The 13,571-nt window shown below is 54.1% G+C and carries 12 protein-coding genes; 2 read left to right on the top strand and 10 right to left on the bottom strand.

The genetic code is table 11. The annotated features are described in order from the left end of the window. From KI379_RS02925 to KI379_RS02910, 4 genes are all read right to left on the bottom strand, one after another. Entirely contained in the window at positions 1-900 is a 900-nt protein-coding gene (locus KI379_RS02925) for a carbohydrate ABC transporter permease (RefSeq protein WP_076170554.1), read from the bottom strand. Positions 901-916: 16 nt separating this feature from the next. Continuing rightward, the gene (locus KI379_RS02920) at positions 917-1,900 is read right to left on the bottom strand and encodes an ABC transporter permease (protein ID WP_212982732.1); all 984 of its coding nucleotides are present in this window, start codon (positions 1,898-1,900) and stop codon (positions 917-919) included. 245 nt (positions 1,901-2,145) lie between these two features. Continuing rightward, on the bottom strand, positions 2,146-3,690 hold the full coding sequence (locus tag KI379_RS02915) for a response regulator transcription factor (RefSeq protein WP_212982731.1): 1,545 nt from the start codon (positions 3,688-3,690) through the stop codon (positions 2,146-2,148). After that, positions 3,683-5,470 carry a sensor histidine kinase gene (locus tag KI379_RS02910; RefSeq protein WP_212982730.1) on the bottom strand — a complete coding sequence of 596 codons (1,788 nt, stop codon included), beginning with the start codon at positions 5,468-5,470 and terminating at the stop codon, positions 3,683-3,685. The genes KI379_RS02915 and KI379_RS02910 overlap by 8 nt, the downstream gene beginning before the upstream one ends. A 264-nt stretch (positions 5,471-5,734) precedes the next feature. On the opposite strand from KI379_RS02910, the gene KI379_RS02905 reads away from it, so the two are divergent. Beyond that, entirely contained in the window at positions 5,735-7,171 is a 1,437-nt protein-coding gene (locus tag KI379_RS02905) for a SpoVR family protein (protein WP_089545755.1), read from the top strand. Positions 7,172-7,429: 258 nt separating this feature from the next. Here the strand turns inward: KI379_RS02905 and KI379_RS02900 are convergent, their stop codons facing one another. From KI379_RS02900 to KI379_RS02890, 3 genes are all read right to left on the bottom strand, one after another. After that, on the bottom strand, positions 7,430-7,633 hold the full coding sequence (locus KI379_RS02900; RefSeq protein WP_212982729.1) for a hypothetical protein: 204 nt from the start codon (positions 7,631-7,633) through the stop codon (positions 7,430-7,432). A gap of 242 nt (positions 7,634-7,875) precedes the next feature. Continuing rightward, on the bottom strand, positions 7,876-8,310 hold the full coding sequence (locus KI379_RS02895) for a hypothetical protein (RefSeq protein WP_212982728.1): 435 nt from the start codon (positions 8,308-8,310) through the stop codon (positions 7,876-7,878). Continuing rightward, positions 8,294-8,767, bottom strand: a complete 474-nt coding sequence (locus KI379_RS02890) for a MerR family transcriptional regulator (protein WP_212982727.1) — start codon at positions 8,765-8,767, stop codon at positions 8,294-8,296. The genes KI379_RS02895 and KI379_RS02890 overlap by 17 nt, the downstream gene beginning before the upstream one ends. Before the next feature lie 653 nt (positions 8,768-9,420). Here KI379_RS02890 and KI379_RS02885 point away from each other — a divergent pair. Next, on the top strand, positions 9,421-9,879 hold the full coding sequence (locus tag KI379_RS02885; RefSeq protein WP_212982726.1) for a hypothetical protein: 459 nt from the start codon (positions 9,421-9,423) through the stop codon (positions 9,877-9,879). A 150-nt stretch (positions 9,880-10,029) separates the two neighbouring features. Here the strand turns inward: KI379_RS02885 and KI379_RS02880 are convergent, their stop codons facing one another. The 3 genes from KI379_RS02880 to KI379_RS02870 form a co-directional block, all read right to left on the bottom strand. Then, on the bottom strand, positions 10,030-11,136 hold the full coding sequence (locus KI379_RS02880) for a PD40 domain-containing protein (RefSeq protein WP_212982725.1): 1,107 nt from the start codon (positions 11,134-11,136) through the stop codon (positions 10,030-10,032). A gap of 152 nt (positions 11,137-11,288) precedes the next feature. After that, complete coding sequence (locus KI379_RS02875; RefSeq protein ID WP_089545751.1) at positions 11,289-12,758, bottom strand: sensor histidine kinase; 1,470 nt, start codon at positions 12,756-12,758, stop codon at positions 11,289-11,291. After that, entirely contained in the window at positions 12,755-13,453 is a 699-nt protein-coding gene (locus KI379_RS02870; protein ID WP_212982724.1) for a response regulator transcription factor, read from the bottom strand. The genes KI379_RS02875 and KI379_RS02870 overlap by 4 nt, the downstream gene beginning before the upstream one ends. Positions 13,454-13,571 lie beyond the last annotated feature (118 nt).

Genomic DNA, 13,571 nt, shown 5'->3' with positions numbered 1-13,571 from the left:
TTACGATTTCACCGCGCCCAGCGTCATGCCGCTGACAAAATATTTCTGCAGGAACGGATAGACGATCAGGATCGGCACGGTCACGACGATGGTAATGGCCATCTTGATCGATTCCGGCGAAATCTGGGCCATTTGCTTGGCCATATCGTTCGCGTTGATCGCTCCGCCGCCCTGCTGCGTGCTCTGCAGCACCTTCATCAGCTCGTACTGCAGGGTAGTCCAGGTTGCGTTGCTGCCGTTATACAGGTACGTATCGAACCAGGAGTTCCACTGACCTACGGCAAGGAACAGCGCGATCGTCGCAAGAACCGGTTTACAGAGCGGCAGGATAATGCGCCAGTATACCGTAAAATCGTTGGCTCCGTCCAGCTTGGCCGATTCCTGAAGGGCATAAGGCAAGCCGTCGATAAAGGAACGGACGATAAATACGTTGAATGCACTAACGAGACCCGGCAGAACATATACCCAGAACGTGCCGATCAGGTTCAGGTCGCGCATCAGGATGTATCCCGGGATCAGGCCGCCGGAGAAGTACATCGTCATCGCCAGGAATGTCGATACGAACTTCCGGGCCTGAAAATCAGGCCGGCTGAGCGTATACGCCAGCATTGATGCGCTGAGCAGTCCCAGAACAGCACCGACGATCGTACGCAAAATGGAAATTTTCAAGCCTTGAAGCAAAGTGTCATAAGCAAATATCGTCTTATAGTTTTCAAATGTGAACGCACGCGGCCAGATGGTGATGCCTCCGCGCACCGTATCGATGGAATCGTTCAGCGATATGGCGAGCACGTTCAGAAACGGATACAGCGTAACGATCAGCACGATCGCCATGAAGATGATGTTGCATATATCGAAGATCTTATCGGATCTGGTCGCATTAAACGCTTTGTTTGGCATCTCGATTTCTCGCCTCCTACATAATGCTTTCTTTCGTAACCTTTTTGAAAATGCCGTTAGCCGTAAACAACAGGATGATGCTGACTACGGAGTTGAATATGCCGATGGCGGTACCGTATGAGAACCTGCCCATATTCAGACCGTAATTCAGTGCGTACAGATCGAGAACCTCCGAGTAATCCGTCACCAGGTTGTTGCCGAGCAGGAATTGTTTCTCGAAGCCAATGCTGATCAAGTGGCCAATCGACATAATCAGGAGAACCGAGATCGTCGAGCGGATGCCCGGCAGCGTAATGTGCCACATCTGTCTCCAGCGGCTCGCACCGTCGACGCGGGATGCTTCGTACAGCTCCGGGTCAATCCCTGTGATTGCTGCCAAATAGATGATCGTATTCCAGCCTGTTTCCTTCCAGACATCGGAACCGGTTACAATGTACCAGAACCAGTTGCCCTTCGCCATGAACTGTATAGGTTCGTCCGTGAGGTGGAGCGCCATCAAAATCTGGTTGACCGCACCGCCGTCAATTGAAAGCATTTTCGTAATAATGCCTGCCACAACGACCCAGGATACAAAGTGCGGCAGGTAAGAAACCGTCTGCACGAACCGCTTGAAGAACATGCCCCGCAGCTCATTAAGGAGAATCGCGAAGAAGATCGGAACCACGAATCCCAGAATGAGGCCCATGAAGCTCATCGCCAGCGTGTTCCGCAGCACCAGATAAAACCGGTCATCTTGGAACAGCTCTTGAAAATATTTAAATCCTACCCATTTTTGCTCGGAAAATGACCTTGCCGGTTTGTAGTTTTGAAAGGCCATCGTCCAGCCCCAAAGCGGCAGGTAACTGAACACGAACACCCAAATGACAAAAGGGAGCGACATTAAATATAAATATTTTTGCTGGAGCACCGCACTCCAGAAGCCACCCTTTCGTTTACGCTTTGGTGCTTTAGCAGTATCTTGACCGCTGCGGGGAATGGTGTTAGGTGTGAGCGCTTCCATTCAATAACCCCTCCTCTAATTGATACCTTCATCTTACTAAATGAAGCGCTTATAAAAATACCCATCGGATTTCACCTAAAATCATATAAAAATTAGATATAACGCTTTCATAGTCGAAATTTGACATGACTTTACACAAAAATCCCCCCAAAAATCTAATTTTCAGGGGGAATTTTCGCCTCGAAAACGTTTTTGAAAGACGGTATAACCAATCTCAATCCCGCAGGATCTTGAAAGTCAAGAGACTACTCGGAAGGCTCCTTTTTCCGGAATGACGACGGGGAGGCCCCGACGTATTTCTTGAATTTGCTGTGAAAATAGTCCACGTTTGCATACCCGACACAGGCCGCCACTTGATGCACCTTAAGTCCCTGGGATAACAGCTCCTTCGCGTGCTCAATCCGCACGTTGTCCAGGAACGCGTTGAAGTTTTCACCCGTATAGTTTTTGAACATTTTCCCCAGGTAAGCGCTGTTGTAATTAAACACCTGGGCCAGAAGCTCCAGCTTCAGGTTCTCCTTGTAGTTCCGGTGAATAAAATCGATCATCTGCTTCAGCACGGCATCCTTGCTCCCGCCGCCGATCCTCTCGATCAAGCTGCTTAAATGGGCGGCCGCCACCGCTTTCAGCTGCTCCCATGTCGGCTGGCGGAACGCCTCCGTAATGAAGAGCGGCGCATCCTGCAGCAGCGGATACAATGCCTGGTTCTGTCCCGACAGCTTGTTGATGGCCATGGTCAAAATATGGGCCACCGCCGACTTCACCGCCTGCTCGGCCTGCCCGAAACCGACAACCCGCTCCTCCAGCTCGTCAAAAAAGCGGCCGACCGCTTCCATGCTGCGGATGTCCAGCGCATAATACAGCATATCCGACAGTTCGATTTCTCCGGTTGGATCGAGCGGCGCTTTCTCCGGGTAAGCTTCTGCCATTAGGGTCAAATCCCCGGGCAGCATCAAACGCCCTTCATGGAACAGAAAACGATGGTGCAGCAGCTCGGCGGCCTCCGCATACGATTGTCCAATGAGCGAAATATCGGTGACCGCTCCCCCGGCGGCGGCAAACCATCCCTTGTTATCCGGCAGCAGCGCACCCCATTCCGCGTAATAGCGGGCAGCATCGTCTTCCCGGGACATGCCCCGGTCCCACAGCACGGCCGCAAACGGCCCCGCCGAAAACACAATGACACGCTCCGCACCTTCAAAATGGACCGACAGCTTTCGTCTTAAGGCGGCTAAAGGGGCATCGTCCGCCGATCCATGGATTTCGAGCAGGACGATCTGATACCTCGGCCAGTCCAGCCCCAGCTGCATGACCATCGCCGGATCCCGAAGCGCTTCTTCCTGCAGCAAAAAGGATTCAAGCAGGTGCTCACGGAAGACATGGTCCTCTTCCGCGGAACGGTGCGATTGCTTCTCCCGGGTCAGAATCGCGCCGATCCGCTGCAGTTCCTCCCCGAGCTCCTCCTCATCCAACGGCTTCAGCAGGTATCCGTTCACGCCGTAACCGATCGCCCGCTTGGCATAGTCAAAATCGGCATATCCGCTCAAAATTAGAAAATGCGTCGAGATCATGGCGGCCCGGGCCTCTTCAATGACGTCGAGACCGGTCATGCCCGGCATGCGGATATCGATGATAGTCAGATCGGGCTTCAGCTCTTTGATTTTATCCAGCCCATCCCTGCCGTTGGCCGCCGTATCCACCACCGTAAACCCGAAGCTCTCCCAGTCGATGATCGTCTTGAGGCCTTCGCGGATCATCGGTTCGTCATCCACAATCAAAACGTTAAACATGCATTTCTCCCCCTGTTGGTATCATGAATTCCATCTTGGTTCCCTGTCCCGGGATACTCGTAATATGCAGGCCGAAGTCGTCTCCATATGTCAGCTTAATTCGCTGATGGATGTTCCGCAAGCCGATGCGGTTGCCTTCCTCCTCTTCCGCATCCAGCGTCGCCAGAACCAATTGCCTGCGTTCCTCCGACATGCCGGCCCCGTTATCGATAACCTCGACATGCAGCATGTCTTCCTTCATCGAGCAGCGGACCCGCAGCATCCCGTCCACTTCCTTGCCTTCCAGGCCATGGATAATCGCATTCTCCACCAGCGGCTGAATGATCAGCGGCGGCAGCAGCACCCGTTCGGTCTCCGGCTCGACAATCAGCTCGTAGTTCAACCGATCCTCATACCGGAATTTCTGGATTTCCAAGTACGCGCGGACAATGTCCATTTCCTCTTTCAGCGTTTTTTTCACACTGCCGACTTCGAGGTTTTTGCGCATCAGCTTGCCCAGCAGCCGCACGATGTTGGCGATTTCCTTCTCCCCGTTCAGATGAGCCTTCATCCGGATCGATTCCAGGGCATTGAACAAAAAGTGCGGATTGATCTGGCTGGCCATCATTTTGAGCTTGATTTCTTTTTGCGCAACCTCAAGCTTGGTGTTCTTCTCATTGCTCTCATACACCTGGTTCAGCAGGTCGTTGATGCTTCGGACCATATAGTTGAACTGGCGGGAGAGCTGCCCGATTTCGTCATTGCCGTCCAGAAAGGAGATCGTATCGAAGTTCCCCCGGGCGACCTTGTTCAGCTGTCTGCTCAAATGCAGAAGCCGGTTGGTCGTCAGCTTGGATACGACGAATATTAGCGTAAGCGCCAGGATCAGCACGCCGATCACCAGCGCCATGCCGATCCATCCGACCTTTTTGGCGTCCTGGACAATGCCCTGGGTCGAAAAGACCGACACGACGCTGAGGCCGTTCAAGCTCGTCTGCGGCGTCAGCTTGTCCACGATAATGTTGGAGGAGACCCCGTTGACGCGCCGGCTGATCGTCTGTTCCTGTCCTTGATGCATATCGATGTTCAAATCCAGCTGTTTCAGGGTTTTGCCGACGTTCTGCGGATTTTTGGCGGCCACAATGTATCCGCTGTCATCCGCAATGAGCGTGTTGAACATTTCCTTGCTCAGGATCGAGTTCAGCATGCTCTGGTTGAGCGTAATGACCAGCACTCCCGGGGTTCGGTAATCCTTGAACTTGATCCGGCGCACCAGGCTCAGCTTCTTTTCGGTGCCGATGTCGCTGCCCTCCATAAAAAACCAGCCGATCCGCGGGTTGTTCATGGCCGTTTGGAACCATTCTTCCCCCTCAATCTTGGCGGTAACGTTAATAAACTGGGTGTTGTTGATCATCGTCCTGTTGTAATGGTAGAAGCGGACGTTGCTGATTTCGTTATATAGCCGCGGAAGCTCTTCAAAATCGTTGTATTTCGAATAGGCCTGCACCATTTGCAGAATGGTCGTGTAATTTGTATTGACCAGGTCCTTCAGGTTATCGTCCAAGTACAGCTTGTTGGAAATCGAGATCGGCACGGACAGCATGGTGGACAGCTGGCTTTTGATTTTATCCACATCGTTGGCTGTCTGCTCTATCGCATTGTCCAGTGCATCCTGTCTGAAATAGGCGGTAATGATGCCCCCCACGATCAGTACGGGGATCATGACGACGAACAGGTAGGAAAAGATCAATTTATTCCGGATCCTCATGTTGTTGGTTGCTTGCACAAAGTACTTCCACATGGTAACGCAGTCACCGCCCGCAAAAATATAAAACGCTTTCGTAAATAGGAAACCTTAGACTCATGCTCTTATATTCTAACATAAATCGACATGAAGACTGCATTAATTTCCGGGCTGCTGGGATTTGCCAACAACCTGATCCGGGACAGAATCCGGACTTTCGGCCGGCCATGTCAGTTCATACTTGAGGTGCTGCTGAATATATTGAAATATAGTCCCGATATCATATTTTATTCTTCCGCAGAAGGAAGGAGCAATGAACGAATGAGCGACGAGATCAAACAGCTGGAATACGCCATTAGTGAAATTATGGAGATCGCTGACGGCTTCGGCCTGGATTATTATCCGATGCGTTATGAAATTTGTCCGGCGGACATTATTTACACCTTCGGTGCTTACGGGATGCCTACCCGTTTTTCACACTGGAGCTTCGGCAAGACGTTCAACAAAATGAAAATGCAGTACGACTTCGGCCTGAGCAAAATCTATGAACTGGTCATCAACTCCAATCCGTGCTACGCCTTTCTGCTCGACGGCAACTCCCTGATCCAGAACAAGCTCATCGTGGCCCACGTCCTGGCGCACTGCGACTTTTTCAAAAACAACTACCGGTTTTCCGCCACCAACCGCAACATGGTCGAGAGCATGTCGGCCACCGCGGAGCGGATCAGCCAATACGAACTCGAGCACGGCACCGAAGTCGTGGAGCGCTTTATCGATGCCGTGCTGGCCGTCCAGGAGCATGTCGACCCGCAGCTGATCAAGCCGCAGCACCTGGATAAGCAGCGCTATATGGAAATGAAGCTGAAAGCGCAAAAAGAGTCCGGCAAAATCCAGACCCAGCCCGGCGAATACGACGACTTGTGGAACCTCGATCACAAGCCGGAGCCTGAGTCCCAGGAAAGTGCGGCCAACCGCAAATTCCCGCCTGAACCGGAAAAGGACATCGTCTGGTTCATCCAGGAATTTTCCGAAGTGCTGGAGGACTGGCAGCGCGACATTATGACGATGCTCCGCGACGAAATGCTCTATTTCTGGCCGCAGATGGAGACCAAAATCATGAACGAAGGCTGGGCTTCGTACTGGCATCAGCGGATCATCCGCGAGCTGGACCTGACGAGCGACGAGACGATCGAATTCGCCAAGCTCAACTCTTCCGTCGTGCAGCCGTCCCGGCACAGCCTGAATCCCTACTATTTAGGGCTGAAAATCTTCGAGGACATCGAGCGCCGCTGGGACCATCCGACCAAGGAGGAAATCGAATTCGGCGGCCGCAAACCCGGGCAGGGCCGTGAGAAAATTTTCGAGGTGCGCGAATTCGATTCGGACATTTCCTTTATCCGCAACTACATGACGAAGCAGTTGACCGAGGATCTGGACCTGTACGTCTTTGAGAAGAAGGGTCCCGAGTGGAAAATCACCGATAAAAGCTGGGAAAACATCCGCGACCAGCTCGTCTTCGCCCGAGTCAACGGCGGCAGCCCTTACCTCGTCGTCGAGGACGGCGATTACCTGCGGACCGGCGAGATGGTGATCAAGCATATGTACGAGGGCATCGAGCTCGACCTGAAGTACATGGAGCGCACGCTGCCTTACGTGTACCAGCTGTGGGGCCGCGCCGTGCATCTGGAGACCATCGTCGAGGACAAAAAGGTAATGTTCTCCTACGACGGCAAAAAGCTGCATCGGCGGTTCGTGTGAGGGAGGTTCTAAGCCGCTCATTGGAGCAGATCATGTAAATGTTGAGCTTCGATGACCGCTACGATGCCGGATCGTTCTTCCGATCGCTGTTGCCCCCAGATTTCCCGAATCGGTAACATGCCAAAGTAGAAATCCGGGGACAAAGGCGACCGCTGACCGCTTCTCCAGAACGATTCCGTCCTCTCCGCTGACCACTGTATCTCTAAGCCGCTCTTAGGAGCAGATCTTGTAAGTCCATACGTTGAGCCTTGTAGCGGCTCATTGGAGCAGATCTTGTAGATGTTGAGCTTCGTTGACCGCTCCGATGCCGGATCGTTCTTCCGATCGCTGTTGCCCCCAGATTTCCCGATCGGTAACATGCCAAGGTGGAAATCCGGGGACAAAGGCGACCGCTGACCGCTTCTCCAGAACGATTCCGTCCTCTCCGCTGGTGCGTGCAAATCCGATACGTGTAATTAACATCAAATACCTCTGGACCAAAAGAAATCTTTACGCAAAAACCTCCCGAGCGACATGGTTAACCCTATGCACGCTTGAGAGGTTTTTGGTTTGGTAAGGAATAGCCCGAACAACTGACAACTCAATCACTATATCGTCCGCTACATAAAATCCATGCTTCCTAGATGAGCTATGCAACATGCAGACGCCTAGCTCTCTGCCACCAAGTATTACTCCCTCCCACTAATGACCTTCATTCCTCCCTATCAAAATGTAGCTTCTGACCTCCCAGCTTTTTTAGGCTTCATCGTGATACCAAAAATGATAAAGGCCACATAAATGACGATTGCAACCGAGTCAATTAACGTATCCGTAAGGGACGAAGCGTCTTGAAATGCGGTTACGCTAAGAATGACCATCAGCCGTACGCTCAGAAGCGACACGATCATCCAAGCGGCAAACTGGACCTTCGATCGATCGCTTTGGAATGACATCCAAATAAACATGACTCCGAAAACCAGATTTTCCGCCGTAATGATGTGCCAAACATACATGAATACCGTCCGTGTCCCCATCGTGATCGCACCTACCTGGAGCTCCGGAAGAACAGCGGATTGCCCGTTCCATGCGTGCGTAGCGGCAAACAGTACTGCAAAAATGCCTGCGATCAGGTAATAAAAATTGCTAACCTTGATGATCATCACATCCCTCCTCGAAAATTTCCGTTTCCTTCTTACGGATACCCTGATAAATTTCGCGTACGATCTCCGCCAGCCGCTGGTCTTTTTCTGGATTGAAGTCTCTTAATGTATCGGCAGCTACGTCGAGCAGCTGACTGACCTTCTGAAGATGATCAATCTTTTTGCGTGTCTCGGCATTCTTGGCATCGAGGAACGCAGCAACCTCTTGGCAGTAAGCAGGGTCCACCTTCTCCATCCTGTGGAACCCAAACTTCCCCTTGATTTCGTCAAGAGAAAAGTCCGCATACTGCATAATTTGAATGTTCATCAAGTCGATGAGGTCGTTCCTCGAGTACCTGCGGTACCGATTGTTTTCCCGCGTCGGCGAGACAATTCCGAGACGGTCATAATAGCGGAGTGTATCCTTCGGGATCCCAAGCATTCGTGAAGCTTCTTGTATAGAATATAGTTTTTCCATGAATTCACAATAACATTGGAGCAGACTCCAAGGTCAAGTCGGTTTTTACATTTTTTTGACTGAACTCCGGGGCTCGCTAACTATACAAAAAAGCCACCACATTGAGTGGTGACTTATTTTCTAAATATGACCGCCATCGCCTCGCACGTTCCAAGTTTCCCCTGCTAACATGCCCGGTACAAAGCACTGTCCCTTGCCTGCCCCCGTCCTTGCGGTGCTGCACAGTCACCGCAAGGACCTTACTCCCCCACTCGCCGCTGGCAGCAGCGGAGCGGGCGGAATCATGCCGGAGAAGCGGCAGCGGTCGCCTTTGTCCCCGAACTTTTACCTTCGATTCCATTCCCAAAAAATTCGGGGGCAACAGCGATCGGAGGCATGATCCGCACGCGGAGCGGGCTTCCCCGCACACATGCGCTCATCCGTCGAACGCTCTATTCGCGCAACCAGCAGCGCCAACGCTCTGCTTCTAAGCATTAGCCCGCGCTCGCCGTCGCCCGCACGAAGCCTGCCCAGCAGCACGCACAGCACGCGCCAGCCGAACGCTTTGCATCGAAGCACAGCCCGCTCCCACTCCCGTCCTTGCGGTGCTGCACAGCCACCGCAAGGACCTTACTCCCCCACTCGCCGCTGGCAGCAGCGGAGCGGGCGGAATCATGCCGGAGAAGCGGCAGCGGTCGCCTTTGTCCCCGAATTTTTACCTTCGATTCCATTCCCGAAAAATTTCGGGGGCAACAGCGATCGGAGGCATGATCCGCACGCGGAGCGGGCTTCCCCGCACACATGCGCTCATCCGTCGAGCGCTCAGAACGCGCAACCTGCAGCGCCAACGCTCTGCTTCGAAGCACAGCCCGCGCTCACCGTCGCCCGCACGAAGCCTGCTCAGCTTCACGCATAACACGCGCCAGCCGAACGCTCTGCACAGCCCTACGCCATGCCCCGTCCTTGCGGTGCTGCACAGCCACCGCAAGGACCTTACTCCCCCACTCGCCGCAAGCAGCAGCGGAGCGGGCGGAATCATGCCGGAGAAGCGGCAGCGGTCGCCTTTGTCCCCGAATTTTCACCTTCGATTCCATTCCCGAAAAATTCGGGGGCAACAGCGATCGGAGGCATGATCCGCACGCGCAGCGGGCTTCCCCGCACACATGCGCTCATCCGTCGAACGCTCTATACGCGCAACCTGCTCCGAAGCGCCAACACTCTGCACCGGAGCATCGCCCTACGCCATTCCGCGCACAAAGCAGCTCCGCCGCTGACCGCGGCGATCACTTCAGATGGACCACATACGTCACATTGTTCGACTTCTCGCCTTCATACACGGTCTGGTACACCATCAGCGACTTGCCGTCCGGGCTCCAGACGGCCGGGGAGTCATAGGCCTGGATCTCCGTGGACAGCGGCGTCGTTTTGCCGCTTCCCTTGTCGAACACGTACATGCCTTTCATGCCCTGCTCGCCCTCGGTATACACCGAGAAGGCGATCTTGCTGCCGTCCGGCGACCAGCTCGGCCGGCCGAGGAGCGTTCCTTTGGCCACGGTTCCCAGCTTCTTGCCGCTGGCATCGATGAGCTGAAGCTCGGCGTCCTTTGTCGTGTTCCACTCGCGTTTCTCCAGGGCGATCGCGCTGCCGTCCGGCGACAGGCTGAATGTGACGACGCCTTCCTGGATCGTCTTGGCCTCAGGCGCCGATGCCGTAAACGACTTCAGCACGGTGTAGCCTTCGTGTACGCCCAAATAGTAATAACGGTCGCCCGCTTTGCTCGCCATGCGCGGCACGTTGTCGGACAGCTCCGGATCCGAGAATTGGACCGGGGTCCGTTTGCCCTGCAGGTCGATCAATTGAAGCTTGCTGTCATCCGTGCTCACGAGGATATGCTGTGGATCGGCCCAGAACATATCGGACAGCATGGAGAATGCGCCCGTTTTCGTTACGGTTCCGGAAGCCGCATCCAGGAGATAGCCCCCGATATCATACTTGTCTTTCGGGTTGCCCCCCGTAAAAAAGACATGCTCCCCGTCCGGCGACGCGGCGGCCAGATATTGACCGGCCGTGGCCGGATTTTCCGTCAACTTGCGTTCGATATTGGAGGCAAAGTCATGGATCATCAGCACATGATTTCGTTCCACGATGGCTTCGTGGTCCGACAGCCAGGTCCGGCCGTACACGTCTTTAAGCTTTTCGATTTGCTCCACCTGGATTTCTCCGGTATTTTTCCGGCCTTCGGCAGCCGTATCTATAACGGTGATCTGCTTGCCCGGCTTGTCGATGACCTCCCGGCTTGCATTGCTCTGCGGCGAACCGCAGCCCGCCAAAAGCGCACCTGCCATCATCAAGCCGATCACTGGAGGAAGTAGTTTATGTCGTTTCATCATGAGCTTCATCCCTTCCTGATTTCTTACCCCCATCCTACACGCCAATGATATCCGGCATACGTCGAAATGTTTCCAAGTTGTAAACTTTTATTGAAAAAAGCATCAGCTAAAGCACAGTTCATTCCCTTTGGAAAAACATAGGCTATACCTTCCTAATTCTCCCGGCCGGCGTGCCGCGGAAACGAAACGGTAAATTCGGTCTCCTCCGCATCCGAACGGACGAGTTCAAGCCGGCCCCCCTGCTTCTCCGCGAGCTGGGACGCCAGCGGCAGGCCCAGGCCGGTTCCGCCGGTAGAGCGGGCGCGGTCTTGGTGCAGCGTGGAGAACGGCTCGAACAGATGCGCCCACCATTCCCGCGGGATGGTTCGCCCCGTGTTGCGGACCGATACGCTCACTTCGTCTTCCGAAGCCCGGCTTTGAATGACAATCCGGCCGCCGGGCCGATTGTATTTGATCGCATTATCCAGCAGATTCATAAAAATATGAATGAAATGGTCCCGGTCCCCCCACACCCGGGCAGGTACGAGGTCGGTCTGTATCGTTAAATCGTATTTGGTGGCCTTGGCGCTGATCCGGGATACGACATCCTGCAGCAGATCCGCAAGCTCCACTTCTTCCGCCTGGGATTCAAAATCGTACTTCTCCAGCAGCGACAAGCGCAGCACGTCCTCGACCAATTGATACAACCGCTCGGACTCTTTGGCAATCGCACTGCGCGCTTCCTCGATCAGCTGCGGATCGTCACCATACATGCCCAGCAAATCCGTATAGGCCTGGATCGACGTCAACGGTGTTTTAAACTCGTGGCTCACGTTATTGATAAACTGCTTCTGCTGCTGCTCGAGCGCCTGCAGCTTCTCCACGGCCAATTGCAGATGGTGCTTTTCCTCCTGGAGCGCAGCCATATGCCCTTTGATGTCACGGCTCATATGCAGAATGCCGGTTCCGAGCTGCCCGAGCTCGTCTTTCCGCCGCAGCGGGGACCGCTCCGGATACTCCCCGCGGGAGATTCGGTCCGCCTCCGCCTTCAGCTTCACGATATCCCTGACCTGACGGTATACATAAATAAATCCCAGAATAAAGCTCAGCAGCAATACGATGCCGCCTGTCCAAACCAGCCGATACGCCATCCGGTTATAAAATTCATGCTGCGCCTTCAGCGACGTATGGAGCTGGACAACTCCCAGCATGCCGTCAGGCCCCTGCATCGGCGCAAGATAGATCAGGGAATCCGCTTCGGTAATGTAGGCGATTTTACCTTTCAGCGCATAAGACAGGGCATCTCCGACATCCGGTTTTTCGGCCAGCGGCAGGGAATTGCCCACCTCTTGGCCCTTCGCGTCGTACAGGATCACCCGCATGTTGGTGGAAATACCAAGGTCCACGGCCAGCTCCTGCCCCTGTTTTCCCATAAAATCCACCGGTTTCAGCCGTTCGCCCGTCAAATAATCCTGCTTGACCCTCATTTCGGCTACGTCGGCCTGCCGCTGCAGGCTCTCTTCCATCTGCTCGCGCTGATTGGTCCTGATTCCGCTGAGTACAAGCCAGCTGAGCACGCCGGTCGTAAACACCAGCAGCACTGCCAGGAACAGCGGAAACTTCCATCTCAGGCCGAGGCTCATGTGCCCTCCTCCAGCGCCTTATAGCCGATCCCGTATACCGTCTGCAGCATATAGTGGGCGTCGCCCAGCTTTTTCCGCAGCCGCTGGATATGAATGTCCACCGTTCGGGTGCCCCCTGCATACTCCATGCCCCATACGAGATCCAGCAGATCCTCGCGGGTGTACACCCGCCCGGGGTGAAACACGAGCAGCGACAGCAGATCGAATTCCTTCGGCGTCAGCTCCAGCAGCCGGCCGCTGAGTTCTGCTGTGCGTTTGGCGGCATGAACGGTCAGCTGTCCAAGCACGGCCTTTTTCCAGTCCGGCGCAGGTGCGGGTTCTTCGACTTTATCCAGCCGGCGGACGATCGATTTCACCCGTGCGACCAGCTCGCGGATATCGAACGGTTTGGTCATAAAATCGTCGGCCCCAAGCTCCAGCCCCAGAACCTTGTCGACGATATCGTTTTTAACGGTCAGCATCAATATGCCGAGTCCTTTGCGGTTTTCCAGCCGGCGCAGCACCTCATAGCCGTTTGCCTTGGGCATCATGACGTCCAGCACCAGCATATCCGGGCGGAAGGCATCCGCCTGCTGCAGCGCCTCCTCACCGTCCGCGGCCGTTTCAACGACGAACCCCTCCCGTTTGAGCGCATAGGAAATCGCACTGCGGATGCTCGGCTCATCGTCGGCCACCAGCACTCTTTTTTCCTCCATCGACTATCACGTCACTTTCATCCATTAATATAAGCGGTGCCTGATTTTCTATCATTATAAGATATTGTGCACCATTCACAACATTTCTTGACCTAAGCACCTGTCCTTTGTAACACGC

Origin of the sequence: Paenibacillus cineris (assembly GCF_018333335.1) — a bacterium.
Lineage (GTDB): Bacteria > Bacillota > Bacilli > Paenibacillales > Paenibacillaceae > Paenibacillus_AQ > Paenibacillus_AQ favisporus.
This window is presented reverse-complemented; position numbering and strand designations above follow the sequence as displayed.

Coding starts and splice junctions, on each gene's coding strand:
- KI379_RS02900 (WP_212982729.1), bottom strand. CDS start 7,633: ATGTTAATTACACGTATCGGATTTGCACGCACCAGCGGAGAGGACGGA.
- KI379_RS02870 (WP_212982724.1), bottom strand. CDS start 13,453: ATGGAGGAAAAAAGAGTGCTGGTGGCCGACGATGAGCCGAGCATCCGC.
- KI379_RS02890 (WP_212982727.1), bottom strand. CDS start 8,767: ATGGAAAAACTATATTCTATACAAGAAGCTTCACGAATGCTTGGGATC.
- KI379_RS02920 (WP_212982732.1), bottom strand. CDS start 1,900: ATGGAAGCGCTCACACCTAACACCATTCCCCGCAGCGGTCAAGATACT.
- KI379_RS02895 (WP_212982728.1), bottom strand. CDS start 8,310: ATGATCATCAAGGTTAGCAATTTTTATTACCTGATCGCAGGCATTTTT.
- KI379_RS02880 (WP_212982725.1), bottom strand. CDS start 11,136: ATGATGAAACGACATAAACTACTTCCTCCAGTGATCGGCTTGATGATG.
- KI379_RS02915 (WP_212982731.1), bottom strand. CDS start 3,690: ATGTTTAACGTTTTGATTGTGGATGACGAACCGATGATCCGCGAAGGC.
- KI379_RS02905 (WP_089545755.1), top strand. CDS start 5,735: ATGAGCGACGAGATCAAACAGCTGGAATACGCCATTAGTGAAATTATG.
- KI379_RS02910 (WP_212982730.1), bottom strand. CDS start 5,470: ATGTGGAAGTACTTTGTGCAAGCAACCAACAACATGAGGATCCGGAAT.
- KI379_RS02875 (WP_089545751.1), bottom strand. CDS start 12,758: ATGAGCCTCGGCCTGAGATGGAAGTTTCCGCTGTTCCTGGCAGTGCTG.
- KI379_RS02925 (WP_076170554.1), bottom strand. CDS start 900: ATGCCAAACAAAGCGTTTAATGCGACCAGATCCGATAAGATCTTCGAT.
- KI379_RS02885 (WP_212982726.1), top strand. CDS start 9,421: ATGCCGGAGAAGCGGCAGCGGTCGCCTTTGTCCCCGAATTTTTACCTT.